This is a genomic window from Streptomyces sp. NPDC046977, from assembly GCF_040644455.1.
GTDB lineage: Bacteria > Actinomycetota > Actinomycetes > Streptomycetales > Streptomycetaceae > Actinacidiphila.
Genome location: NZ_JBEYWO010000014.1, coordinates 94,032 through 119,089 on the forward strand (window position 1 = coordinate 94,032; position 25,058 = coordinate 119,089).

Sequence of the window (25,058 nt, forward strand, 5' to 3'; positions counted from 1 at the left end):
GCTCCCCGGGGGGGCCGGGGTACAGTGCGAAGGTCCTGTTGTCTTCGATTGAGGTGGACATTGCTCGTCTGAGGTCCGCGATCATCGCGCGGTACGGCCCCCCGCCGTACGCGCGTCACGCCGCCGGCGCTCCGCCGCCCGTGACCCGCGCCCCCTCCGCGACCTCGGCGTCAGAGCCGTCCCTCACCTTCCCGGGACCGGGCTCCCCCTTCTCGCCCCACGGCCGCGCGGTGCTCGCACGCCATGCCCTCACCCCACGCGACCGCGAATGCGAGAACCCCCATGTCCCTTTCCGGAACCCCCGGCCCCTCGGGGCCCGCCGTGACGTGTTCCGCGCTGTCCTTCCAGTGGCCGGACGGCACGCCCGTCCTCGACGGGATCTCGCTGACCGCGGGCCCCGGCCGGACGGGCCTGGTCGGCGCCAACGGCACGGGCAAGTCCACGTTGCTGCGGCTGCTCGCCGGGCGGCTGCGCCCCACCCGGGGATCGGTGACGGTCGACGGCCGCCTCGGGTACCTGCCGCAGAACCTGACCCTGGAGACCGGTCTGCGGGTCGACCAGGCGCTCGGCATCGCCGGGCGGCGGGCCGCGCTGCGCGCGATCGAGGCCGGCGACGTCGCGGAGCACCACTTCGAGACCGTCGGCGACGACTGGGACGTCGAGGAGCGCGCCATGGCCACCCTGGGCTCGCTCGGCCTGGGCGGTGTGGGACTCGACCGCACCGTCGGCGAGTTGTCCGGCGGCGAGACGGTCCTGCTGCGGCTGGCCGCGCTGCTGCTGGAGCGTCCCGAGGTCCTGCTGCTCGACGAACCCACCAACAACCTCGACCTGTTCGCCCGCCGCCGGCTGCACGACGCCGTCGGCTCATGGCGCTCGGGTGTGCTGGTCGTGGTCAGCCACGACCGCGAACTCCTCGAACGCGTCGACCGCGTCGCGGAGCTGCGCTCCGGCGCGGTGAGCTGGTACGGCGGCGGCTGGTCGGCGTACGAGGAGGCCGTGGCCGGGCAGCAGGAGGCTGCAGGACGGATGCTCCGGGCCGCCGAGGCCGATGTCAGGCGCCAGAAGCGCGAGTTGGAGGAGACGCAGATCAAGGTCGCCCGCAGGCAGCGGCACACCAGGAAGATGGACGAGCAGCGGCGGGCCCCGCGCATCGTCGCCGGTGCCCGCAAGCGGTCCGCCCAGGAGTCCGGCGCCGCCCTGCGCGGCCTGCACGAGGAACGGCTGCGCGCGGCACGCGAACGCCGCGAGGAGGCGGCGGACGCCGTCCGGGACGACGAGGAGATCCGTGTGAGCCTGCCGGCCACCGCCGTGCCCGCGGGCCGCACGGTGCTGGCAGTGCGGGGGCTGCGCCCGGCCCACGGCAGGCTGCGCTCGGGCGACCTCCAGGTGCACGGTCCCGAACGCGTCGCGCTCGTGGGCCGCAACGGGGCCGGCAAGACCACGTTGCTGCGCACGCTCGCCGGGCAGCTGACGCCGCTGTCCGGCGAGGCCAGGACGTTCGTGCCGCTGCGCTTCCTGCCGCAGCGACTGGACGTGCTGGACGACGGGCTGAGCGTGGCGGCGAACGTGGCCGCCGCGGCACCGGGCGCCGGGGACAACGAGATCCGGGCCCGGCTTGCCCACTTCCTGTTCAGGGGTGCCCGCGCCGACCTGCCCGCGGGCACCCTCTCCGGGGGCGAGCGCTTCCGGGCCGCGCTGGCCGCGGCGATGTTCGCGGCACCGGCCCCGCAACTGCTGATGCTGGACGAGCCCACCAACAATCTGGACGCCTCCGGCGTGCGGCAGTTGACCGGCGCCCTGGCCTCCTTCGAGGGGGCGCTGGTGGTGGCCGGGCACGACCTCGCGTTCCTGGAGGCGATCGGCACCACGCGCTGGGTGCTCGTCGGGGAGGACCTGCGGGAGACCAGCGCCGAGGAGGTGCGCGCGCTGCTGGAGGCATCGGCCGCCGGCTGAGCGCGGTCCGCCGTTACCAGTGGATCTGGACAGAGTGTCCAGTCCGGACGTATGGTCCAGACATGGAGACGCGAACGGACCCCGACCATCCCCACGTCACGGCGTGGTCGCCGGTGTGCCAGGCGGTGGCGCTGCTGCTCGCCCCGCACGCGGAGGTCGTCCTGCACGACGCCGCCACCGACCGGGTGATCGGCATCTGGAACCCGATGTCGGTCCGCGCCCCCGGCGACCCCTCGCTCCTCGGCGAGCTCGACGGGCTGGACCCCGCCGGGCGCGACGTGTACGGCCCGTACGAGAAACTGCTGCCCGACGGGAGGCGGCTGACCTCGGTCAGCGCCGTCCTCCGCGACGCGGCGGGAGCGCCCTCCGCGGTGCTCTGCGTCAACTTCGACCGGACCCCCCTCGACGGCGTCGCGGCGCTGCTCGCGGGCTTCGCCGCGCCCACCGCGCCCCGCCCCGAGGCACTGTTCGCCGAGGACTGGACCGAGCGCGTCAACCAGGTCGTCGGGGCGTACGTCCGCGAGCGCGGCCGGTCCGTGGAGCGCCTCGGGCGCGAAGACCGGCTCGCCCTGCTCGGCGAGCTCGACCGCGCCGGGGTGTTCGCCGTGCGGCGCGCGGTGCCGTTCGTCGCCGGGGCCCTCAAGACCTCGCGCTCCACGGTCTATTCGCTGCTCGCCGAACTCAAGGCACGACCAAGGGACCCCTCGTGACCCGACTGCCCGACTTCCGGCTGGAGACGTACTTCTCCCGCTGGGAGTTCACCGCCCGCCACCACCTCACCGCCTCCGACGCCCAGACCATGACCGTGGCCGGGCTGCTGGAACTGGCCGATCCCGCCGACCGGGAGGCCTGGGACACCCTGGCCCTCGGCTACACCGAGACCTACGGCGACCCGCTGCTGCGCGAGGCCGTCGCGTCGACGTACGACCACGCCGGTGCCGACGACGTGCTGTGCTTCGGCGGCGCCGAGGAGGCCCTCTACCTCGCCATGCAGGTGCTGCTGGGCCCCGACGACCACGCGGTGGTGGTGACGCCCAACTACCAGGCGGCCGAGACGGTACCGCTCTCCCTGTGCGCCGTCACCGGTGTGGCCCTGGACCCCGGGAACGACTGGGCCCTGGACCTGGACGCCGTGGCCGCCGCCCTGCGCCCCAACACCCGTGTCGTGTCCGTCAACTTCCCCCACAACCCCACCGGGAAGGTGATCGACGCCGCCGACCTCGCCCGGCTCGCGGCGCTCTGCGACGAGCGCGGCATCCGCCTGTTCAGCGACGAGGTGTACCGCGGCCTCGAACGCGATCCGGACCGTACGCTCCCGCAGGCCGCCGATCTGTCCGAGCGCGCGCTGTCCCTCAACGTCACCTCCAAGTCGCTGGGCCTGCCCGGGCTGCGGATCGGCTGGATCACCTGCCGCGACCGCGAGCTGCTGTCCCGGCTGGAGCGGGCCAAGCACTACACGACGATCTGCAACTCCGCGCCCAGCGAGATCCTCGCGAGGATCGCCCTCAAGGCACGCCCGGCCGTCCTGGCGCGCAACCGGGCGATCATCGACGCCAACCTCCCGCTCTTCGACGCCTTCTTCGCCGGCTTCCCCGACCTGTTCGAGTGGCGGGCCCCCGACGGCGGCTGCGTCGCCTACCCCCGCTACCTGGGGGCGGAGGGCGTCGAGGAGTTCTGCACCCGGCTGGTCGAGGAGGCCGGGGTCCTCCTGCTCCCGGCGTCCGTGTTCCGTTCCGAGCTCACCCCCGGGCCCACCGACCGCTTCCGGATCGGCGTCGGCCGCAGCGACCCGGCGCCCGCCCTGGACGCCTTCGACCGCTGGCTGCGGGAGCGCCGGTGACCACGACGATCCCGGTGCTCGGCCCGGAGGCGACAGCCGCCGCGGCCGGCCCCGCGACCGTCCTGGCCGCGGTGCGGGACGCCCTGGTCGCGCACGCCGAGCACCGCACCACCGTCCCGCCCCCCATCCACCTGGACTTCGCCGCCGAGCACGGCGACTGCCATGTCAAGGCCGGCTGGATCAGCGGCGCGGACGAGTTCACCGTCAAGGTGGCCACCGGCTTCTACGGCAACCCGGAACGCGGCCTGCCCGTCAACAACGGACTGGTCTGCGTGCTCAGCGCCCGCACCGGCGAGGTACGGGCCCTCCTCGACGACCGGGGAGTGCTCACCGCCCGGCGCACCGCGGCCGCCGGAGCGCTGATCACCCACGCCATGGCGCGCCCGGACGCCGGCAGTGTCGGGGTCTTCGGCACCGGGGAGCAGGCGCTGCTGCAGGTCACCTGGCTCGCCCGGCTGCGCCCGGTGGCCGCCGTCCTGGTCCACGGTCGCGACGGCGGCCGGGTACGCGGCCTGTGCGACCGGCTGCGGGAGCACGGGCTGCCCGCCGTGCCCGCCACGGCGGCGGAGGCGGCCGGCGCGGACATCGTGCTGACCGCCACCCCGTCCGCCGTGCCCGTCCTCGACGCCGCCGCCGTCAACGACGGCGCCCACGTGACGGGCATCGGCACCGACATGCCGCACAAGAACGAACTGCCCCCGGCGCTCTTCGCCCGCGCCGCGATCGTGGCCACCGACGACCACGAACAGTGCCTCCACCACGGCGACTTCGGCCACGCGGTGCGAGCCGGCCAGGTCGCGCCCGATGCCGACACACCGGCCGGACTGCTGCTGCGCGACGGTGCCGCCCGCGGCGCGCGGGACGTGACGGTCGCCGACCTGACCGGTGTCGGCGCCCTGGACGCGGCGGTCGCCTCGGCGGTGGTACGGGCGGCGGGCCTGGCCTGAACGCGGCCCCGCGCGGCTCGGCCGGTGGTGTCGTGCCGCGCGAGGGTGCCGGTGCCCGGGGAGACTGCGGGCATGGACGCCGTACTGCACGCGCTGTCGATCGCCGGATCGATGACCTGGGACATCACCTGGGCGCTGATCCTCGGCTTCGCCCTGTCCGCGGTCGTCCAGGCCGTGGCGCGCAAGGAGGGTGTCGGCGCGCTGCTCGGCGACGACCGCCCGCGGACGCTGGCGATCGCCGCCGGACTCGGCGCGGCCTCCTCCTCGTGCTCCTACGCCGCCGTCGCCCTGGCGCGGTCGCTGTTCCGCAAGGGAGCGGGATTCACGGCCGCGATGACGCTCGAGATCGCGTCGACCAACCTCGTGATCGAACTGGGCGTCATCCTGGCCCTGCTGATGGGGTGGCAGTTCACGGCCGCCGAGTTCGTCGGCGGGCCCGTCATGATCGTGGTGCTGGCGGTGCTCTTCCGCCGCCTGCTCCGCCCCGGTCTGCTGCGGCAGGCCCGCGAGCAGGCCGAGCGGGGTGTCGCCGGGTCGATGGAGGGGCACGCGGCGATGGACATGACCGTACGGCGCGAGGGGTCGTTCCGGCGCCGGCTGTTCTCGGCCGAGGGCTTCACCGCCATCTCGCACGTCTTCGTCATGGAGTGGGCCGCGATCCTCCGGGACCTCGTGGTGGGCCTGCTCATCGCGGGCGCCGTCGCCGCCTGGGTGCCCGACACCTTCTGGCAGGCCTTCTTCTTCGAGGACCACCCGCTCGCCGCCAAGATCTGGGGACCGCTCGTCGGCCCCCTCGTGGCCATGGCCTCGTTCGTCTGCTCGGTCGGCAACGTGCCGCTCGCGGTGGTCCTGTGGACCGGGGGCATCAGCTTCGGCGGCGTGGTCTCCTTCATCTTCGCCGACCTGCTGATCCTGCCCATCCTGAACATCTACCGGAAGTACTACGGCACCCGGATGGCGCTGTTCCTCCTCGGTACGTTCTACGTCGCCATGGTCGTCGCCGGGTACGTGGTCGAGATCGTCTTCGGCGCCCTCGGCCTGATCCCCGATCCTTCGCGGGCCCGTGTCCCTACGGGCGGTGTCCGCTGGGACTACACGACCTGGCTGAACATCGCCTTCCTCGCTCTTGCCGCCGTCCTGCTGGCGCGTTTCCTGGCCACCGGGGGCCGCGGCATGCTGCGCATGATGGGCGGTGCGCCGCCCGGGGCCCGCGAGCCGGGTTGCGGTCGCACGCACGGGTGACGCGGCGGTCGCGGGCGTTCAGCCCGGCAGTGCGTCGAGGACGCCGGCCTCCAGGCCGAAGTACGCGGCCGCGACCGCCGGCATGAGCGGGACCGGCAGCCACGAGTGCGGCCCGGTCTGCCGTGCGCGGTACCAGGTGAGTACCGCCGTCAGCACGGCCCCGAGGCCGAGGAAGGCGGCCGCCTCGCCCCAGTAGCCCAACTCCAGCCCCAGGTACAGTCCTTCGTACGGCCCAGCCCGCCGCGCCCACCAGCGGCCCCCGACGGTCCCCGCGGCCGCCCACACCAACGCCGTCGGGATGCCTCCGCTGCCGAACGTCCCGTTCAGGGACGACGTCGCGTAGTACCCCGCGCACGTCGTGATCATCATCAGCGCCCCGCACGCGGCCGCCGTCCGGACGCGCGGGACGAGGGCTCCGGCGAGTGCCGTTCACACGATCCAGGACGACGAGGAGTTCGTCGCCCGCTCGAACACCGGGGACACCCCGTGGAGCAGGTACGTCGCGCCACCGAGCACCAGCCCGAACAGGGCGCTCGCCGCCGGCGCGGCGACGGCGGGGCGGGAACGAAGGGCGGGGGTCGCTGTGACGGCCGCGACTATACCTGCGGCGGCCGGTCGGCGGCCCGAAGGAGGGACCGGCGCTCCCTGGACAGGTGATGCCTTCATCGGCACGGCGGCGGCCCCGAGTCTGGTGGTGAGCGGTTCCGGAGCCCGTCCGGCCCCGGCCGCGAACCGATGGAGCGGGAGTAGCGAACATGAGCACGAACACGGTCGCGGTGATCACCGGGGGCAACCGGGGACTGGGCCGCGCCACCGCCCTCGCGCTGGGCGAGGCGGGAACGGATGTTGTCCTGACGTACCGGAGCAACGAGAAGCAGGCCGCGGAGGTGGTGGACGCGCTGACCGCGATGGGGCGCAGGGCCGCCGCGCTGCCGCTGGACACCACCGCGTTCGAGGAGTTCCCCGGATTCGCGCGGACGCTGGGCGACACCCTGCGTGCCACATGGGGGCGCGACTCGTTCGACTTCCTGGTCAACAACGCGGGCACGGGGGCGCTGACCCCGCTCGGCGCCACCGGCGCCGAGGTGTTCGACCTGCTGGTCGACGTGCACTTCAAGGGGGTGTTCTTCCTGACCCAGGAGCTGCTGCCGCTGCTCGCGGACGGTGGCCGGATCGTGAACACCTCGACCGGGCTGACCCGCTTCGTGGGCGAGGGCTGGTCGGTCTACGCGGCGGCCAAGTCGGCGGTCGAGACCTACAGCCGGTACCTGGCACAGGAGCTCGGCCCGCGGGGCATCAGCGTCAACACGATCGCGCCGGGGCCGATCGCCACCGACTTCGCGGGCGGGGTGGTCCGTGACAACGAGGGGCTGCGCACGGTGATGGCCTCCCACGCGGCGCTGGGCCGCATCGGGGAGCCGCAGGACGTCGGGGCGGCCGTCGCCGCGCTGCTGGCACCCGGGACCGGCTGGATCACCGGCCAGCGCGTCGAGGCCTCCGGCGGCACGCGCCTGTAGACCGGGACGCGGTGGCGGGGGACGGACGCCGTCCCCCGCCACCGCCCCCGCCGCCCGCGCCCGGCCCGGGCGTACCCTTCGGACGGAGCGGCCCCGGCCGCAACCGCAGCGAACTGGAAGCATCCCGACATGGACCGACCACAACTGGCGGACTTCCTGCACACCCGCAGGGAAGCCCTCCAACCCGAGGACGTGGGCCTGCCGCGCGGCCCCAGGCGGCGCACCCGGGGTCTGCGCCGCGAGGAGGCGGCCGCGGTGTGCGGCATGTCCACGGACTACTTCGCCCGGCTGGAGCAGGGGCGCGGCCCGCAGCCGTCCGAGCCGATGCTCGCGGCCATCGCCCGCGGCCTGCGGCTGTCCCTGGACGAGCGCGACCACCTGTTCCGCCTGGCCGGGCACAACACCCCCAGCCGTGCCCTGCGCGGCGACCATGTCAGCCCCGGGATGATGCGCATCCTGGACCGGCTCGCCGACACCCCGGCCCAGGTGGTCAACGCCCTGTGGGAGACGCTGCTGCAGACCCCGCTGTCGGTGGCCCTGGTCGGGGACGAGACACGGTTCACCGGACCGGCCCGCAGCTTCGTCTACCGCTGGTTCACCGACCCCGCCGGCAGGCTGGCCCACCACGAGGACGACCGCCCCGGGCTGAGCCGCCGCTTCGTGGCGGACCTGCGCGAGGTCTACTCCCGGCTCGGCAGGGACTCGCAGGCCGGCGCCCTCGTCGAGGCACTGATCGCGAACAGCCCGGAATTCCGCGACCTGTGGCAGGCGCACGAGATCGGCGTGCGCTGCGGCGAGATCAAACGCATCGTCCACCCGGAACTGGGGCTGCTGGAACTGCAGTGCCAGGTGCTGTACGACGCCGACCACGCGCAGTCACTGCTGGTCTACACCGCGGCACCCGGGTCGGAGAGCCAAGAGAAGCTGCAACTGCTCGCCGCCCTCGGCGAACGCGTGCCCGGAACCTGACGCGCGGCCGTTCGCGACCCCGGAACGCCGGAGGTGCCGGCCCCCGTCGCGGGGACCGGCACCTCCGTGCCGTACGGCAGCCGGTCAGCCGAGCCCGGTGGCCCGGACGACCGTCTGCGTCACGGTGTTGCCGCGCGAGTCCGAGGCCCGGACCCGCAGGGACAGGAACGCGGCACTGCGCGGGGCGTCGAGCCGGACGCGGGCGGCACCGGAGCCGGCGTCCCGCGGTGCGGTCCGGCGCCAGGTGCGTCCGTCGTCGTAGGACACCTCGACGGAGTCCGTACGCAGCGACGCCCGGGACACGCCCGGCAACTGCGCCGGTGTGACCAGGAGTTCGGCGTCACGGCGCGCCGTGCCGTCCGCCCGGGTCGCGATCCCGTAGTCGAGTTGCAGCAGCGGGAGCGTCTGCGCGGCGTCCCCGTGCGGCGTGGCCGAGGTGAAGCCCCACTCGGTGCGGGTGGCCGTCGAGTACGGGTAGCCCTCCGTCCGTTCGGTGGCGGTCACCAGGCGGTAGCGCGCGGAGCCGGCCGGCAGGTCGGCGCCCAGCCAGGTGCCGTCGGTCCGGGTGAGGGAACTGCCGTTCCGGAACAGCTCGTTGACCTCGGACGTCGTGCCGGGGCCCACCACACCCGTGTGGTCGCGGCCGCCGTCGCCCCAGCCGGGCACGGTCACCTCCAGCCGGTCGCCGGTGCGCTGCGGCAGCTGCTGGCTCTCGTTGATCCGCGGGTGCTCGACGGGACCGAACCACTGGACGTCCGTGGTGCGGCCCGCCGGGTAACCGACCTGCCCGGAGAACTGGATGGACCGGATGCCGTTGGAGGCCTCCTCCATCCAGGTGGCCTCGCCCGCCGGCGTGACCCAGTCCGTGCGCTCCGCCCCGGCGGTCGACAGCCGCTGGCCGCCCACCTTCACCCCCAGGTACGGCTGGATGTCGTAGCGGAACTCGTCGACCTCGGTGCCGGGTTCGTTCCGGAAGCCGACGTCGACCCGGGCGAGGGCGCGTTCGGCGGGCGCGTAGCGCTGGGTCGCCGGGATGCCGCCGTGCCAGGTGTGCACCAGGTCGTAGAGGTAGCCGGTCTCGGCGTGCCCGGTGACCCGCATCGGCACGGAGCCCGAGCGGCTGTCCTGGATGCGGCCGATCAGGGTCTCGCCCTCGGTGTGCGAGATGCCGGCGATGACGAGGTCGGTCCGGCGCACCGGTTCGCGCAGCCGGCCGCCGAGGTCGTTGACCACCACCAGCAGGGCGACGCCGGCCTTCTGCGCGGCGGTGTACTGGTCGTCGGTCGCGGCGGACCGGTCCTCTTCCTCGTCGTCGTCCTCGTCGTCGGCGGGCGGCACGTACCGCACCACCGCGACCTTGCCCTTGGCGCCCGCGGCCGCGTACTCCGCCGGGGTGCCGTTGCCCGCGAACACGGCGGGCAGGGTGCGGGTGGCCTCCGCGGGCCGGCCGGAGCCGGGCTGCAGCCACAGGTCGTCGAACTCCTGCGAACCGGAGGAGAGGGCCAGCAGCGGCTGCTGCATCCGCCAGCGGACGGTGTACGCCAGGTCGCCGGAGGACGGCTTGGCGGTGGGCAGCGCCCACACGCTGTCGAAGCCGTCGCCGACGGTCACCGTGTCGGTGATGGCGGGGGTGCCGTCCTTGAACGACTGGGTGAGGTCCATGCGGATGTCGCTGTCCGTGGACGTCCGCGGTGTGACGACCTCGGTCCGGCGCACCTTCGTGCCGTCGAGTACGGCGTCGGTGTCGGCGCCGCGCATCTCGACGCCGGTCCTCGCCATCAGGGCGCGGCCGAACGACGACTCGCCGTGCGTTCCGCGGACGGCGATCCAGGTCCAGACCGTGTACGTGCCGGACGGCACGACCGCGTCGAGGGTGCCGTCGAGGTCGCTGTAGGCGGCCTGGGCGTACTCGTCGCCCTTGCGCTGGTACATCACGAGGTCCGAGACGGGGGCGCCGCCGCGGTCGGTGACGTGGACCCGCAGGTGGTGCATCTCCTCACGCGTGCTGACGGCGAGCAGCGTGCGGGTGGCGACCCTGCCGTCCACGGTCGCCTCGACGTGGCCGGTCCACCGGCCTCCGGCCGGAGCGCGGTCCAGCGCGGTGGTCACCGTGGTGGAGGCCGATCCGTGCGCGGGCACCGTCAGTTGACGGTCCTTCAGGACGAACAGCCCCTCCGGGGCGTCCGGCGCGTCGACGCGTGCGGTGAGGGTGAGCGCGGTGTCACCGGCGTTCGTCCACTCGACGGTACGGGTCACGGTCTCGCCGGGCGTGCCGCCGAGGGAGTGGATGCCGGCGTCGGCGACTCCGGTGGCCACCAGGGCGCTCCCGGTGGCGGCGACCGCGTCGACCCGGCCGTTGCCGCCCGCGTCCGCCGGGTTGGCGGGCGTCGGCTCGGCCGTGCTGACCAGGGCGTTCTTGATCATGGTGCCGGACCAGCCGGGGTGCTGGGCGGCGACGAGGGCCGCGACGCCCGCCACGTGCGGGGTGGCCATGGAGGTGCCGCTCAGCGTGGCGTACGGGCCGGAACCGAAGGGCGCGTACTGCGAGCGGGCGGCCAGGATGTCCACCCCGGGGGCGGTGACCTCCGGCTTGAGCGCGTCGTCCCGGAAGCGGGGACCGCGGCTGGAGAAGTCCGCGACGGTGTCGGAGGCGTCCACGGCGCCGACCGTGAGGGCCGCGTCCGCCGCGCCGGGGGCGGCGACGGTGGCCTCGCCCGGCCCGGAGTTGCCCGCCGCGATGGTGAACAACGCGCCGGTCTCGGCGCTGAGTTCGTTCACCGCCTGGCTCATCGGGTCGGTGCCGTCGGACGGCCGGTCGCTGCCGAGGCTCAGGCTGACCACGCGGGCCTTGGCGTCGCGGGCGGCCCACTCCATGCCGCTGATGATCCACGAGTCGGCGCCGCTGCCGGCGTTGTTGAGGACCTTGCCCACGTGCAGCCGCACGCCGGGGGCGACGCCCTTCTCCTTGCCGCCGGAGGCCGCGCCGTTGCCGGCGATGGTCGAGGCCACGTGGGTGCCGTGGCCGTGGTGGTCGGTGATGTCCTCGCCGGGGACGAAGCTTTCGGAGGAGGCGACCACGCCGTCGAGGTCGGGGTGGCCCGTGTCGTAACCGGTGTCGAGGACGGCCACGTCCACGCCCTGCCCGGTGTTGCCGCCGGCCCACACCTGCGGGGCGCCGATCTGCGCGACGCTGTCCGCGAGGTCGGCGTCGACCTTGCCGTCGAGCCACACCTTGCGGACGTCGCCGGTCAGCGTGGGGCGGGCCGCAGAAGCGCCGACGGCCTTCTCGGCCTTCGCGGCCTTTGCCGTCGGACCGGGTGCCTGGTGCGTGAGGTCCGCCCAGAAGTCCGCGGCGCGGTCGTGCTCCGCGGTGACGGCTGTGCCGCCGATGCTGGTCAGCGCCCGTGCTCCGGTGGCGCCCTCGGGGAGCGCCGGGGCGGCGAGCCTGCGGCGGGCGTCCGAGGCGTAGGTGAGGATGACGGGCAGCCCCTGCGCGTGGGCGTCGTCGTAGCCGTCGGCTATCAGCCGGGTGATGTTGAACAGATCGGTGTCGAGGAGCCCCGCGGCCACGTAGCGCTCGGCCGCGGCCGGGTAGACGTAGGTGTCGCCGTCCCGGGTGGTGATGCGGGCGTCGGCGCGCCCGCCGTCCGGGCCCTGCACGGTGAGGGAGTCAGGGCCGGAGCCGCCGGCCGTGAGCGTCACCCGGTCGCCGGTCAGCAGGGTGACGGTCCGTGAGGGCGAGCCGCCCCGGGCCTCGCCGTCGGTCGCGGTGCGGTGCGAGGGCAGGGAAGCGGAAGCGGTGGCGTGGTCACTGGCCGATGCCGGCGGGATCGCCGCCAGCACGGCCGCGACACCCGCGACACCCGCGATGATCTGGAGGCCTGGGCGGCCCCGGAAGAGCGGTCTCACATGGGTCCTTCACGCTAGATCCGTCCAATGTCCGCCGCATGCTAGTGAATTGAACGATTCAATCGTAGGGAAACCCCAGGTTGACCAGCGGCGACTTTATGACGGCTGTCCGGATCCCGTCACGCGTGCACGACGAGCGGAAGTGCCAGGAACATCCCGGGACCGGCGTGGTCGAGTACGTGGTGGTCGCGGGTGCCGGAGAAGCCGGGCGCGGCGGCGTCGGCGATGCTGCGGCAGTCCATCGGCAGGTACGCGGTCAGCGTCCATCTGGGCGCAGGAGAGAGCGGTACGGCGGCCGGCGGCCCGAGAGCGAGGTCGGCCAGGATCCGTGCCACGGCGCGACGGTCCGTGCCCGTCCGGCCTGCCCGGCCACCGGGCTACTCCCCGCCGGCCAGGCGCGTGACGAGGTCGTGCCAGCCCGCCGTCAGGCGCTCCACGGACATCCCTCGGCTGTTGATCAGGTAGTCGTCGAGCGTGGTGTTGAGGTAGCCCAGCAGCGTGTGCGCGACGAGCTCGATGTCGCCCGCTGCCCCCGACTCCCGCAGCAGCAGGGTGATGTGGGTGTGTTTGACGTGGTACGACGGGTTGAAACGGCGGCGCGGGTGTGCCGCCACCGCCACGTAGAGGTCGCGGAACGCGTGCTCGTGGCGGATCACCGCCGGCCCGAAGGCGCGGAGGCGTTCCAGCGGCGGGGCGCCCGGTCCCAGTGGCGGGGGGCCCATGAGGAAGGCCGCCTGGATCTGCTGCTCGTGGTGGTCCAGGAGCGCCACCATCAGCCCGGCGCGGTCGCCGAACCTCCGGAAGACCGTCCCTTTGCCGACCCCCGCGGCGGTGGCCACCGCCTCCATGGTCACGTTGGCGGCCCCGTGCTCGGTCGAGAGCTCGGCGGCCACCTCGAGCAGGCGCTGCCGGTTGCGCGCGGCGTCGGCCCGCAGGGGCGGCTGGTCGCCCGCCGGGGTCAGCGTGATCTCCGAGGCGGCGTCGAAGGCGGAACGGATGGCCGGGGGTGGGTCGGTCATGGCCATAGCGTAGCGGCGGGAATGAAAGTGGACCGCGGTCCGCTTGAGGTGCTACAAAGGAGAAACGGACCACGGTCCGCTTACCCCACCGCTCACCGGGAGTTCCTCTCATGTCCGTCCGCATCCTCGCGCTCGTCGGCAGCCTCCGCGCCGGCTCCCACAACCGCCAGCTCGCCGAGGTCGCCCTCAAGCACGCCCCTGACGGCGTCGAGATCGAGCTCTACGAGGGCCTGGCCGAGATCCCCTTCTACAACGAGGACCTCGACGTCGAGGGCACGCTGCCGGAGCCCGCGGCCCGTCTGCGCGCCGCCGTCCGCGAGGTCGACGCCCTCCTCCTCTTCTCGCCCGAGTACAACGGCACCATCCCGGCGGTGCTGAAGAACGCGATCGACTGGCTGTCCCGCCCGCACGGCGAGGGCGCGGTGACCGGCAAGACGGTCGCCGTCATCGGCACCTCCTACGGCCAGTACGGCGGCGTGTGGGCGCAGGACGAGGCCCGCAAGGCGGCGCGCATCGCCGGTGCCGCGGTGCTGGAGGACGTCAAGCTCTCCATCCCCGGCTCGGTCGTCCGCTTCGCCGACACGCACCCCATCGACGACGCCGAGGTGGTCTCCGGCGTGATCGAGGTCATCGAGCGCCTCAGCTCCACGGCCGCCACCGCGGCCTGACATCCCCGTCCCCCGGGCGCCCACGGCGGCGCGACGCACTCCGTCGCGCCGCCGTCGCGCTTCCCCCGTACGTCGCGTCGGGATGCGGAAGCCGCCGCACGTGCTGCTACAAAGGGACAAAACGTCCACGCCGTGCGCATCGGAACGAGGTCCCGCGTGGAGTACGCCCTCTCCGTCGGCGCGGGCCTGGCCGTGGGTGTCATGTACGGACTCCTGCGGGTCCGGACGCCCGCACCGCCGTTCGTCTGCCTGGTGGGCCTGGCCGGCATGCTGATCGGCTACGGACTGCTGGAGTCGTTCGCATGAGGGCCCTGCTCAAGCGCTGCGCCGTGTCCTTCTCCGCCGGATTCCTCGCGGGCGGGCTCTACTGGCTGATGGGCGTCCGGTCGCCGGCCCCGCCGTGGATCTCCCTCGCCGGCCTGCTGGGCATCCTGGTCGGCGAGTACGCCGTGCGGACGCTGCGGGACCGGTGGCGGCGGCGCGGCCAGCCCCCTGCGACCACGACCACGACTACGACGGCGACCTGAACGGCGGCTCGGAGCCGGGCCCCAGCCAGGTCGACAGCGCCCACCACCAGTGCAGCGCGGCCATCGGGCCCGCGGAGCCCTCGGGGGAGCCGCCCGTGATCTCCCGCAGCCGCGCAAGCCGGTAGCGAACGGTGTTGGGGTGCGTGAACAGGGCCGCCGCGGTCTGGTCCAGGCGCCGGCCGTGGTCGAGGAACGCCCGTGCGGTCAGGGCGAGTTGCCGGTGGAAGTCGTCCGCCGGGTCGAGGCCGCCGAGCAGCCGCCCGCTCAGGTAGGCGCCCAGCAGCGGCTGCTCCGCCAGAGCCGTCTCCCCCGCGAGGTCGGTCAGGTCGAGCAGGCCTCGTCGTCCGCCGCGCGCGGCGACGCCCAGTGCCCGCAGGCAGAGCCGGTACGCCGCGCCCGCCCCGGCCGGCGGGACGGCGGGGGAGACCACGGCCACCGGTCCCGCGCCTCCGGCCGCATACACCGGGCGGCACGGCAGCAGACCGACGAGCCGCCCGTCCAGCACGGCGGCGATCCCGTGCGCCGGCAGCCGTACGGCACCGGGGTCGCGGGTCTCCGCGACGAGGCAGTGGTACGTGCCGTCCGGTCGCAGGCCCGCCCCGGCCAGGTCCTCCGGGGCCGGCAGCACACCGTGCACGAGCAGCCGGCGCAGCAGCCGCGCCCTGGCCGCTCCCTCCGCGGTCGCGGGCATGCCGCGCTCCGCCGCGCGGTAGCCGTTGACGACATGGCGTTCGACCGCGTCGCCGTACTCCTTCAGCCGCAGGACCGCCGTCAGCAGCAGCCCGTCGGGCACCCCGGCCGAGCGGCTGCGGTCGACGGTGATCTCCACCGCGCGGGTGAGCCCGGCCTGCACGCCGCGCAGTACGGAGGTCATGGGGACGCCCTGCACCGCCCGGTCCGTGCCCAGTCCCAGCGCGGCGGCGAAGTCCTGGTCGTCCACCCGGTCGAGGGTGCCGAGCCAGCCTCCGGCGGCGCGGACCATGGCGGTGACGTGCCGGCGGGTGTCGTCCTCGCCGAGTCGCGCCACGTCGGGGGAGTGCGTCCGCGCGGCGTGCACGAGTTCGCCCCGTACGTCCGCGTCGGCGGCCATGGCACGCAGGATCCCGGCGACGGGCTCGCGCTGATCGGTGACGGTCAAGAGCCTCGCCCCTCTTCGTCCGTGCGCTGTGCGCGGGACACAACGCCGGTGCGGACGCGTTGACGCCGGGCGACTACCGCACCGGCGCGACCTCCTGGTTACCTGTGAGCTACCGAAGGTAACAGCAAGGTCACCGGGACAACAGAGCCTTCGTGCGTTCCGCCCCCCACCGCGTCCGGAAGGCACCCGTGAACAGCATGGACAGTACGGAAGACAGATCGCCCCACCAGTCCCCCCTGCCCAGCCGCCGCCACCTGCTGACGGTGGCCGGCGGAGTCCTCGCCGGCGCGGCCGCCTTCTCGCAGGCCGCACCCGCTTTCGGCGCGACGGCGGCGCAGGACGCCGACGCGATCGTCATCGGCCACGGTCTGGCCGGTCTGGTCGCGACGGCCGAACTCGCGGAAGCCGGACGCAAGGTGCTGCTGCTCGACCAGGAGCCGGAGACCAACCTCGGCGGGCAGGCCTTCTGGTCGTTCGGCGGCCTCTTCCTGGTCGACTCCGCCGAGCAGCGCTTCATGGGCGTCCGGGACTCCCACGACCTGGCCTGGCAGGACTGGCAGGGCGCGGCCGGCTTCGACCGAGGCGTCGACGACCCCGCGGGGCACGACTACTGGGCCCACAAGTGGGCCCAGGCGTACGTGGACTTCGCCGCGGGGGAGAAGCGGTCCTGGCTCTACGGGCTGGGCGTGCGGTGGTTCCCGATCGTCGGCTGGGCCGAGCGCGGCGGCGGCCTCGCCGACGGCCACGGCAATTCGGTGCCGCGCTTCCACGTCACGTGGGGGACCGGGCCGGCCGTCGTCGAGCCCTTCGAGAAGAAGGTCCGCGCCGCCGTGGCGCGCGGCAAGGTGGCGTTCAGGTTCCGGCACCGCGTCGACGAGGTCGTGCGGACCGGCGGGGTGGTGACGGGAGTGCGCGGGGCGGTGCTGGAGCCGAGCAACGCACCCCGGGGTACGCGCAGTTCGCGCACGGTCGTCGGCGAGTTCGAGTTCCGCGCCCCGGTGGTCGTCGTCACCTCCGGCGGCATCGGCGCCAACCACGACCTCGTCCGGCAGAACTGGCCCGCTCGCCTCGGCGCCCCGCCGAAGAACATGATCTCCGGGGTCCCGGAGCACGTCGACGGCCGCATGCTCGCCATCACGGAGGCGGCCGGCGGACGCATCGTCAACCCCGACCGCATGTGGCACTACACCGAGGGGCTCCAGAACTACGCCCCGATCTGGGCCAAGCACGGCATCCGCATCCTGCCCGGCCCCTCGTCCATGTGGTTCGACGCCACCGGCAAGCGCTTCTCCGCCCCGAACCTGCCGGGCTACGACACGCTGAGCACCCTCCAGGCCATCACCGGCAGCGGCCACGACTACTCGTGGTTCGTCACGACGCAGAAGATCCTCGCCAAGGAGTTCGCGCTCTCCGGCTCCGAGCAGAACCCCGACCTCACCAACAAGGACATCCCGCTCACCCTCTCCCGGCTGTGGCAGACCCCGGAGCCCATCGAGCGGTTCAAGAAGAACGGCGCCGACTTCGTCGTGGCGACCAACCTGCCCGACCTCGTCGCGGGCATGAACCGGCTGACCGGGGAAGGGCTGATCGACCTCGCCGGCCTGGAACGGCAGATCCGGGCCCGGGACCGGGAGACCGACCACCCCTACAGCAAGGACGCGCAGGTGATGGGGATCCGCAACGCCCTTGCCTACACGGGGGACTTCCTCAGCCGTACCGCCCAGGTCCACCGCATCCTCGACCCGGGTGCGGGCCCGCTGATCGCCGTGCGCCTCAACATCCTGACCCGCAAGACCCTCGGCGGCCTCCAGACCGATCTGTCCGGCCGGGTGCTGGACGCCGGCGGTACCCCCGTCCCCGGTCTCTACGCCGCCGGTGAGGTCTCCGGCTTCGGCGGCGGAGGGGTCCACGGCTACCGCTCCCTGGAGGGCACGTTCCTCGGCGGCTGCCTCTTCTCCGGCCGCCAGGCGGGCCGTGCGGCGGCGGCCGCCACGGCGACCTGACCGGCACGGCGACCGGCCGGCCCGGCGGCACCGGGCCGGTCCCCGTACGACCGCCGGCGGGCCGGGCCTCCCTGCCCCGGCCCGCCGGCCGGTCCGCATCTCCTCCCTCGCGGTCGCTCGCCGAAATCCCGTTGCGGCCGGGCCGCATGGGGGGCCACCATCCCCGGGTGCCGACCACCTCTCCGCCCGACGGCCGCGCCGGGATCGACGCCGACCTCGTACGGCGGCTCGTGAGCGCGCAGTTCCCCCAGTGGCGCGACCTGCCCGTGACGCCCGTCGAGAAGGACGGCTGGGACAACCGCACCTACCGTCTCGGCGACGCCATGACGGTGCGGCTGCCGACGGCCCCCGGATACGTTCCCGCCGTGGCCAAGGAGGACCAGTGGCTGCACCGGCTCGCGCCCGGCCTGCCGGTCCCCGTTCCGCGCGTTCTGGCGACGGGAGTCCCCGGCGAGGGCTACCCCTTCCCGTGGTCCGTGCGCCGCTGGCTGCCGGGGGATACCGCCGAGCGCGGACGCGTCGACGACCCGGCGCGGTTCGCCGCCTCCCTGGCCGCGTTCCTGCGCGCCCTCCAGCGCTGCGACGCGTCCGGCGGGCCCGTCGCCGGCGAGCACAGCTGGTACCGGGGCGCGTCACCCGCGCACTACGACGACCAGACCCGCCGCTGCCTCGCCCTCCTCGACGGCCGCGTGGACACCGTCCGCGCCACCGCCGTCTGGGACGCCGCCCTCGCCGCGCGATGGCGGGGCGAACCCGTCTGGTTCCACGGCGACATCGCCGCCGGGAACCTCCTGGTGGACGACGGTGACCTCGCGGCCGTCATCGACTTCGGCACCTCCGGGGTCGGGGACCCGGCCTGCGACCTCGTCATCACCTGGACGTACTTCTCCGGCGCCGGCCGCGAGGCGTTCCGCCGTGATGTCGCCATGGACGACGCGACCTGGGCCCGGGCGCGGGGGTGGGCGCTGTGGAAGGCGCTGCTGGTGCTCACCGGTGTCATCGACGGTGATCCGGTGCGCGCCGCGGCCGAACAGCGCGTGATCCGGGAGGTGCTGGACGACCACGACCGGCACGCCTGAGGCGGGCGGCGACCCTGCCGGCGCGGCCGTTCCCGGGCAGCGCCAGGCATGACGTCGACGGCCACCGCGGTCGGCGTCAGATCACCTCCGCCAGCTCGCCCCGCAGCCACGCCGCCTCGACGTCGCGCGCGACGGCCTGACCGAGCAGCATCCGCAGGACGAGCACGACGAGCGCGACACCCATGACGGCCACGGCACATCCGCCGATCAGGAGGACCAGGCCCGGGGGGACGGCCTCGCCCGGCGCCAGGAGCACTCCGAGCGCGACGACCAGGAGTCCGGCGGCCACCATCGCCCCGATGACGATGTGCACGTACCGGAAGGCGGCGGGGGAGAACACCGTCCCGTGGCCCACCATCGTCACCAGCCGCCACACGCAAACCAGGACGACCTGGGCCGCCACGGCTCCCAGCACCGTGATCACAAGGAACGGGACGCGCAGATACGCGAGGTCCGCGTCGAGCTGCCTCATGTCGATCGCCACCAGCGGCACCATCACGGTCTGCACGAACACCGAACCCGCGATCAGCACCAGGAGCACCGCGCGCAGCGCGACCACCGTCAGCTGTCTCATCACCCCTCCATCCATCGAACAACGATGGAAAGCTATCGAGATTCGATAGCTCTGGCAAGGTGGGCGCTCACGGCAGGTCGCACATGGTGCTCGTGCGGCGCGATCCGCGCGGATGTCGGGGCGGTACCGGCAGGATCGGGCAAGGGTCCGCGTCGATCGGCCTACCGGCCGGGATACGCCCCGCGCTTCGATGGTCGGGACCGCTGCACAGACCGTTCCGACCTCAACGGGAGCATCTCCATGCCGCTCGACCAGTACGTCACCCTCGGCCGCTCGGGGCTGCGGGTCAGCCCGTTCGCCCTCGGCGCGATGACCTTCGGGGAGGATCCCGGCGGCGCCGGGTGCAGCGTCGAGGAGTCCGAGAAGATCCTCGCGACCTATCTCGACGCAGGCGGGAACTTCATCGACACCGCGAACTTCTACACCAACGGCCACGCGGAGAGCATTCTCGGCGACTTCTTCGCCGCGCGGCCCGGACGGCGCGAACACACCGTGCTGGCCTCGAAGTTCTTCACCAACCTCCACCCCGGCGACCCCAACGGCGGCGGCGCGGGCCGCCGGTCGGTGATCGCCCAGCTCGACGAGACCCTGCGCCGGTTGCGGACCGACTGGATCGACCTGTACTGGCTGCACAATTGGGACCGGAACACGCCGATCGAGGAGACGATGCGTACCCTCGACGACCTGGTCCGGGCCGGCAAGATCCGCTACATCGGCTTCTCCAACACCCCCGCCTGGGTGACCGCCCAGGCCCAGACGACCGCCCTGCTCAAGGGCTGGACCCCGCTGATCGCGCTGCAGGTCGAGTACTCGCTGCTGGCCCGCACCGTCGAGGGCGAACTCGCGCCGCTCGCACGCGACCAGGGCATGGCGCTGGTGCCCTGGAGCCCGCTGAAGAACGGCTTCCTGTCGGGCAAGTACCGGCGCGGCACGCGCACCGCCGACTCGGCCCGTACGTCCTTCGTGGGCGAGCCCACCGAGGAGGACTTCACGGTCATCGACGCGGTCACCGGGATCGCCGACGAGCTCGGGACCACCGCCGCGGCCGTCTCGCTCGCCTGGCTGCGCGCCCGCGAGGGCACGGTCGTGCCCATTGTCGGCGCCCGCCGCCTGGAGCACCTGGAGAGCAACCTCGCCGGCCTGGAGGTCACCCTCACCGCCGGCCACCTGCGGCGGCTGGACGAGGTGTCGGCCCCTGTCCTCGGCTACCCGGCACCGCTGAACGGCGCGTTGCGGGCGATGCTGCAGTTCGGCGGCACCACCGTGGACGGCGAGTCCTCCACGGTGTATCCGCCGCTGCTCCAGAGCGACGTCCGCTACTGAGGCGGGGGCTGACGTCTCGTCAGTCCCCGCGCTCCGCCGCGCTGCGCTCGACGCAGAACTCGTTGCCCTCCGGGTCGCCGAGGACCACCCAGCCCGTGCCGTCCGGGTTCCTGCGGTCGTCGACCAGCGCGGCGCCGAGGGCGAGCAGCCGCTCGACCTCCTCGTCCCGGGTGCGGTCCTGCGGCTGCACGTCCAGGTGCACCCGGTTCTTGACGGCCTTCGGCTCCGGCACCGTGATGAAGAGCAGCCCGGCCCCGTCGGTCCGCACCAGCACCATCGGGTCCCCCGGTTCGTCCTCGTCGTGCAGCGGACGGTCCAGGACCAGGGACCAGAAGCTCGCCAGCCGGTGGGCGTCGGCGCAGTCGATCGTCACATGGCGGATCACGGAGGTCATACGCCGAGTCTCGCCGGTTGCGCCGGGCTTCCGCAACGGGGGAACGCCGGCCCGCGCCCGGCCGGCCGCGTCAGTCCGACCGGCCCGTGGCCGCGACCGTGACGCCGAGGCCGATCATGGCGATGCCGCCCGCGCCGCCCAGCAGCGACAGGCGGCGCTCCGAGCGGCCGAGCCAGGCGCGGGCGGCGGAGGCGGTGAGGCCCCAGCAGGTGTCGGTGACCAGGCCGATCCCGATGGGGATGACACCGAGGAGCAGCATCTGGGCCGGCAGATGGCCCGCCGCGGGATCGACGAACTGCGGGAGCACGGCCGCGAAGAAGACGATGCCCTTGGGATTGGTGACGCCGACAGTGAAGCCGTCGGCCACCGTCCGCAGGTCCCCGCGCGCCGCCGGGGCCCCGGCCCCGGCCGCGGTGTCCGTCGCGCCGACCGTCATCTCCCCGCGGTGCCGGAAGGCGCGCACGCCGAGATGCACCAGATAGGCGGCGCCCGCCAGTTTGACGGCCAGGAAGAGCGGCAGGGAACGCTCGAACAGCGAGCCGAGGCCGAGCGCGACGGCCACCACGAGCAGGTACGACCCCAGGAAGTTCCCCAGGACCGAGGCCATCGCGGTACGCCGGCCGTGCGCGAGCGCCCTGCCGATCACGAAGAGCACGCTGGGACCCGGGATCACGATGACGATCAGGGACATGGCCGCGAACGCGAGCAGCCGGTCGGTGGACACCAATGTCCTCACCTCCGCGGGCCATTGAAGCAGCATCGTGACCCCCGGGGTCAGCGGTCGTCCGTCACTTCCGTACCGCCGCCTCCCCGTACGGAACCAGCCGGACCGGGCCCACGAGACCCGTGCGCTGCGAGGCGGCGCCCCCGTACACGGACGGATCGCTGACGCGCAGCCGGTTGAGGAGCGTCGTGGCGACCTCGACCTCGACGGTGTTGCTGCCCCGGCGCAGCAGCGGGCCGAGGTCGACGACCGGGTCGATCAGGCTGGTGACCGGTGCCGGGCGGCCGTTGACGGTGACGCGGAAGGTGTCGGTGACCTCCCCGAGGTCGAGGAGGGCCCCGTACCCGCCGCTCCAGGGCCCGTCGAGGTCGACGGTGGTGCGGTAGCGCCCGATGCCGGAGGCGTCGGCGAGTTCGGGGATCGCGTTCCACGGGGCGAGCGCGTCCAGCTCGACCCGGTGGCGGACGACGACGGTGCGGTCCGGGTCGGCGCCCGGCCGCCAGTCCTCCGCGTCCAGTGTCCACGCGGTGAGCTCGCGTTCCGCGGGCACCTCGGCGACCACGGTCCGCACGGTCTCCCCGCCGGACAGCGTCGTGGCGTAGGTGCCGGCCGCCTGCGCGCGCAGCACCAGGCGCCCGCCCTCGAAGCGCACGTCGCCCGCGTCGGTCGCGGTCGCGTGGACGCGTCCGGGCCGGGCGCCGAGCCGCCCCGGCCGGGCGAACGCGACAACCATGGACTCGGCGGGCTGGAGTGCCACCCGGAAGGTGAACCGCTCGCCCTCGCGGCGGTACAGCGCGAGCGGCCGGGCCTCGCCCGTCCACGGGTCCAGCAGGTACGGCACGGTGCCGGGGCGGGTGGCGCGCACCGTGATCTCGTGGTCGATCGCGGCGACCGGCGGTTTGACGGTCTCCGCGTGCTTGCCGTTGCACAGGTAGAACCAGTCGGTGCCGTCCTCGTACCGGTGCATCGTCAGCAGCGTCGAGGAGGTCGCGTAGCCGACGTCCGGCTCGACGCCGAGGTCCGCGAGCGCCTGGCCCACCGCCGTCTTGTCGGTGACCTGGCGGACTCGCGGCTGCGCCAGCAACTCGGCCACCACCGAGCGCAGTCCGGCCAGTTCCGCGGCGTCGGCGACACCCGGCGTGGTCACCGCGGACCAGTCCCCGAGCAGGACCACCGGCAGCCCCGACCGGGTCAGCCGCAGCAGGTGCTCCGCGTCGCGGGGGGTGAGGGTGACGGCGGAGCCCGAGAAGAAGTCGGCCTCCACAAACAGCGCCCGGTACGCGGGCCCGTCGGGCGCCAGCCGCCCGTCCCGCACCCGGGCCGAGGGCAGGTCGAGCAGCGGCCCGCTGAGGAACTGGTGCGTCCAGCCCAGCGGGATCCCCGTCGAGGTGAACCAGGACGCCCCGATGCCGGTGGCGGTGTACCCGGTCTGCCGGAACACCGCGACGTCCGCCCGTGCGGTGCCCCGCTGCGTCACGTGGTGCACCCGCGACAGATAGCCGGAGACGTCCCCGACGTGCCGCCACGTCGGATGGCGCGGCCCCCACGACTCGCCGTACCCGACCGTGCCGTTGTACGGGGTGAAGGCCGCGTAGCCCGGCCACTTCACCCCGGGGAGCGTGGCGTACGAGAACCCGTGCACGACGGTCTGGTTGACGCCCGCGGCGTAGGCGCCGCCCATCGTGCGCAGGAACTTCTCCCAGGTCGTGCTGTACGCGGAGCCGGTGTAGGCGCCCGCCTCGCACGACAGGACCGTGTGCCCGGCCATGTCGCGGCCGCCGGCCAGGCAGCGGAAGTCGTCCAGGTTCTTGAAGCCCAGCGACTCGCCCTCGGGGATGTCCAGCAGCGCGGCCGAGGCGATGGCGTCGGTCTGCAGTCCGTACGGCTGGGCGCGCAGCCCGAGGCCGAGCGCGTGTGCCCAGTCGCGCAGCGCCGTCAGATGGTGCGTGGTGTACAGCTCGCTGACGGTGTCCCAGAAGTCGTGCCGGATCTGCCGGGTGGCGACGGCGTCGTACGCGTAGACCTGGTTGCCACCCGACATCGCGACGACGGGCAGCACCGGAAGCAGGGCGTAGCCGGTGCGCCTCTCGAACGCCGCGGGCAGCCCCGGGGTCCACGGCAGCGCCTTGGTCTCGATCTCCAGGGAGTCCTCGAACAGCATCCCGCCGGCGGCACGCAGCAGGCCGCGGAACTCCCGTGTGAGCACGTTCCGTTCCCAGAAACCGGTGACGGCGGACGTGCCGGCGGCGCTGAAGTGGTCGACGACGTATGCGGTCGGCGCGGTGTGCGGACCGCCCTCCGGGGTCTGGCCGGTGCCGCGCCGCCAGAAGGCGGTGAGCACCCAGTCGCCGCCTTCGGGCGCCGTCCAGCTCACGGTGCCGCCGCTGACGGAGGCCGTCAGGTCCTGGGCGCTCGCGCGGTCCAGGCCGGTCTCCTTGCGCGTGGCGTTGGCGGGGTCGACACGGGTGGCCAGCAGCGCCACGAGGTCCTGCCGCGTGACACCGGAGGCGGGGGCCGCGGCGGGCGGCGGGACAGGGCCGTCGTACGCGGCGCCGGCCGCCACCGTGACCGCGCCGAGGGCGAGTTCCTGGACGGCGGCCTCGCTGTCCGGTGTGATGCCGGGGACGGCCGCGGGCCAACTGGGGCCGATGGTGAGGTCGATGGTGATGCCGCGGCGCCGCGCCTGGTCCAGCGCCGCGCGCACGCCAGCGGTCCACGCGGGGCTTCCCCACCCGTGGTGCTCGGTGTCGAGGACGGAGGTGTCCTTCACGCTGTGGTGGACGGCGGCGATCTCCGCCCCGCCGAAACCGGCCTCGGCGATCTGGTCGACTTCGCGTCGGATCTCGTCCGGGTCCACCAGCCCGTCCGGCCACCACCACCGGAACTTCGGCCGGACGGCAGCGCCCGGCCGGGCGAACGACCCGGCCGCGGCCGCCCCGTGGCCACGGCTCAGGGCCTCGCCTCCGGCGGCCGGTACGGCGTTCGCCGGGGCGGCGGGGGCGAGGGCGGCCGCCGTGCCCGCGACGGCGGTCGCGATGAGCAGGGTGCGCCGGGAGACCCCGGCGCCTTCGGGACGGTTTGTGTCGTCATGCATCGGTGCGCGGCTCCCGGTGAAGGTATTGAAACGTTTTAATCGTGAACCACGCGGAGGCTATCCCCCCGTTCCGGTGCCCGGCAAGATCCCTGCGCGCCGTCGTCGCCGGGGAGCGGTGCGGGGGCGGGCGGGGGAGCG

At 73.8% G+C, this 25,058-nt stretch carries 23 protein-coding genes; 13 read left to right on the forward strand and 10 right to left on the reverse strand.

Going from position 1 to position 25,058, the window contains the following annotated elements:
• Positions 1–282 precede the first annotated feature (282 nt).
• The 5 genes from ABZ883_RS21895 (at position 283) to ABZ883_RS21915 (ending at position 5,982) form a co-directional block, all read left to right on the forward strand.
• Positions 283–1,953: an ATP-binding cassette domain-containing protein gene (locus ABZ883_RS21895; RefSeq protein WP_360908442.1), complete on the forward strand. Its 1,671-nt coding sequence runs from the start codon at positions 283–285 to the stop codon at positions 1,951–1,953.
• Between the two features lie 62 nt (positions 1,954–2,015).
• Positions 2,016–2,663: a PAS domain-containing protein gene (locus ABZ883_RS21900; RefSeq protein ID WP_360908444.1), complete on the forward strand. Its 648-nt coding sequence runs from the start codon at positions 2,016–2,018 to the stop codon at positions 2,661–2,663.
• The gene (locus tag ABZ883_RS21905) at positions 2,660–3,793 is read left to right on the forward strand and encodes an aminotransferase class I/II-fold pyridoxal phosphate-dependent enzyme (protein WP_360908446.1); all 1,134 of its coding nucleotides are present in this window, start codon (positions 2,660–2,662) and stop codon (positions 3,791–3,793) included. Before ABZ883_RS21900 ends, ABZ883_RS21905 begins: the two co-directional genes overlap by 4 nt.
• Positions 3,790–4,740, forward strand: coding sequence for an ornithine cyclodeaminase family protein (locus ABZ883_RS21910; protein WP_360908448.1), 951 nt, complete (start codon positions 3,790–3,792; stop codon positions 4,738–4,740). Before ABZ883_RS21905 ends, ABZ883_RS21910 begins: the two co-directional genes overlap by 4 nt.
• 72 nt (positions 4,741–4,812) lie before the next feature.
• Positions 4,813–5,982: a permease gene (locus ABZ883_RS21915; RefSeq protein WP_360908450.1), complete on the forward strand. Its 1,170-nt coding sequence runs from the start codon at positions 4,813–4,815 to the stop codon at positions 5,980–5,982.
• Between the two features lie 18 nt (positions 5,983–6,000).
• On the opposite strand, the gene ABZ883_RS21920 is transcribed toward ABZ883_RS21915, so the two are convergent.
• Positions 6,001–6,351 (reverse strand): hypothetical protein, encoded by a 351-nt coding sequence (locus ABZ883_RS21920; RefSeq protein ID WP_360908452.1) that lies wholly within the window; start codon positions 6,349–6,351, stop codon positions 6,001–6,003.
• Positions 6,352–6,411: 60 nt separating this feature from the next.
• Positions 6,412–6,648: a hypothetical protein gene (locus ABZ883_RS21925; RefSeq protein WP_360908454.1), complete on the reverse strand. Its 237-nt coding sequence runs from the start codon at positions 6,646–6,648 to the stop codon at positions 6,412–6,414.
• 89 nt (positions 6,649–6,737) lie between these two features.
• On the opposite strand from ABZ883_RS21925, the gene ABZ883_RS21930 reads away from it, so the two are divergent.
• Both ABZ883_RS21930 and ABZ883_RS21935 read left to right on the forward strand, forming a co-directional pair.
• Entirely contained in the window at positions 6,738–7,499 is a 762-nt protein-coding gene (locus tag ABZ883_RS21930; RefSeq protein WP_360908456.1) for an SDR family oxidoreductase, read from the forward strand.
• 129 nt (positions 7,500–7,628) lie between these two features.
• Entirely contained in the window at positions 7,629–8,468 is an 840-nt protein-coding gene (locus ABZ883_RS21935) for a helix-turn-helix transcriptional regulator (protein ID WP_360908458.1), read from the forward strand.
• Between the two features lie 84 nt (positions 8,469–8,552).
• On the opposite strand, the gene ABZ883_RS21940 is transcribed toward ABZ883_RS21935, so the two are convergent.
• The 3 genes from ABZ883_RS21940 to ABZ883_RS21950 form a co-directional block, all read right to left on the reverse strand.
• On the reverse strand, positions 8,553–12,377 hold the full coding sequence (locus tag ABZ883_RS21940; protein WP_360908460.1) for a S8 family serine peptidase: 3,825 nt from the start codon (positions 12,375–12,377) through the stop codon (positions 8,553–8,555).
• A gap of 119 nt (positions 12,378–12,496) precedes the next feature.
• The gene (locus ABZ883_RS21945) at positions 12,497–12,712 is read right to left on the reverse strand and encodes a hypothetical protein (protein WP_360908462.1); all 216 of its coding nucleotides are present in this window, start codon (positions 12,710–12,712) and stop codon (positions 12,497–12,499) included.
• A 42-nt stretch (positions 12,713–12,754) separates the two neighbouring features.
• Positions 12,755–13,396, reverse strand: a complete 642-nt coding sequence (locus ABZ883_RS21950) for a helix-turn-helix domain-containing protein (protein ID WP_360908464.1) — start codon at positions 13,394–13,396, stop codon at positions 12,755–12,757.
• 110 nt (positions 13,397–13,506) lie between these two features.
• Here ABZ883_RS21950 and ABZ883_RS21955 point away from each other — a divergent pair, with 110 nt between their 5' ends.
• From ABZ883_RS21955 to ABZ883_RS21965, 3 genes are all read left to right on the forward strand, one after another.
• The gene (locus ABZ883_RS21955) at positions 13,507–14,064 is read left to right on the forward strand and encodes an NADPH-dependent FMN reductase (protein WP_360908466.1); all 558 of its coding nucleotides are present in this window, start codon (positions 13,507–13,509) and stop codon (positions 14,062–14,064) included.
• A 132-nt stretch (positions 14,065–14,196) separates the two neighbouring features.
• Positions 14,197–14,370, forward strand: a complete 174-nt coding sequence (locus ABZ883_RS21960; protein ID WP_360908468.1) for a DUF1427 family protein — start codon at positions 14,197–14,199, stop codon at positions 14,368–14,370.
• Complete coding sequence (locus ABZ883_RS21965) at positions 14,367–14,591, forward strand: DUF1427 family protein (RefSeq protein WP_360908470.1); 225 nt, start codon at positions 14,367–14,369, stop codon at positions 14,589–14,591. The genes ABZ883_RS21960 and ABZ883_RS21965 overlap by 4 nt, the downstream gene beginning before the upstream one ends.
• On the opposite strand, the gene ABZ883_RS21970 is transcribed toward ABZ883_RS21965, so the two are convergent.
• Positions 14,575–15,729 carry a helix-turn-helix domain-containing protein gene (locus tag ABZ883_RS21970; protein ID WP_360908472.1) on the reverse strand — a complete coding sequence of 385 codons (1,155 nt, stop codon included), beginning with the start codon at positions 15,727–15,729 and terminating at the stop codon, positions 14,575–14,577. The two genes, ABZ883_RS21965 and ABZ883_RS21970, sit on opposite strands and share 17 nt — an antisense overlap.
• Positions 15,730–15,926: 197 nt before the next feature.
• Here ABZ883_RS21970 and ABZ883_RS21975 point away from each other — a divergent pair, with 197 nt between their 5' ends.
• Both ABZ883_RS21975 and ABZ883_RS21980 read left to right on the forward strand, forming a co-directional pair.
• The gene (locus ABZ883_RS21975; protein ID WP_360908474.1) at positions 15,927–17,732 is read left to right on the forward strand and encodes an FAD-binding dehydrogenase; all 1,806 of its coding nucleotides are present in this window, start codon (positions 15,927–15,929) and stop codon (positions 17,730–17,732) included.
• 167 nt (positions 17,733–17,899) lie between these two features.
• Positions 17,900–18,811, forward strand: coding sequence for an aminoglycoside phosphotransferase family protein (locus ABZ883_RS21980; RefSeq protein ID WP_360908476.1), 912 nt, complete (start codon positions 17,900–17,902; stop codon positions 18,809–18,811).
• Positions 18,812–18,887: 76 nt separating this feature from the next.
• Here the strand turns inward: ABZ883_RS21980 and ABZ883_RS21985 are convergent, their stop codons facing one another.
• The gene (locus ABZ883_RS21985) at positions 18,888–19,385 is read right to left on the reverse strand and encodes a DUF2975 domain-containing protein (protein WP_360908478.1); all 498 of its coding nucleotides are present in this window, start codon (positions 19,383–19,385) and stop codon (positions 18,888–18,890) included.
• A 240-nt stretch (positions 19,386–19,625) separates the two neighbouring features.
• Between ABZ883_RS21985 and ABZ883_RS21990 the strand changes: the two genes are divergently transcribed.
• Complete coding sequence (locus ABZ883_RS21990) at positions 19,626–20,708, forward strand: aldo/keto reductase (RefSeq protein WP_360908480.1); 1,083 nt, start codon at positions 19,626–19,628, stop codon at positions 20,706–20,708.
• A 19-nt stretch (positions 20,709–20,727) separates the two neighbouring features.
• Here the strand turns inward: ABZ883_RS21990 and ABZ883_RS21995 are convergent, their stop codons facing one another.
• The 3 genes from ABZ883_RS21995 to ABZ883_RS22005 all read right to left on the reverse strand — a co-directional run bounded on the left by ABZ883_RS21995 (position 20,728) and on the right by ABZ883_RS22005 (position 24,920).
• Positions 20,728–21,102 carry a VOC family protein gene (locus ABZ883_RS21995; RefSeq protein WP_360908482.1) on the reverse strand — a complete coding sequence of 125 codons (375 nt, stop codon included), beginning with the start codon at positions 21,100–21,102 and terminating at the stop codon, positions 20,728–20,730.
• A gap of 70 nt (positions 21,103–21,172) precedes the next feature.
• Positions 21,173–21,829 carry a LysE family translocator gene (locus tag ABZ883_RS22000; RefSeq protein WP_360908484.1) on the reverse strand — a complete coding sequence of 219 codons (657 nt, stop codon included), beginning with the start codon at positions 21,827–21,829 and terminating at the stop codon, positions 21,173–21,175.
• Between the two features lie 61 nt (positions 21,830–21,890).
• Entirely contained in the window at positions 21,891–24,920 is a 3,030-nt protein-coding gene (locus ABZ883_RS22005; RefSeq protein WP_360908486.1) for a glycosyl hydrolase, read from the reverse strand.
• Between the last annotated feature and the right edge of the window lie 138 nt (positions 24,921–25,058).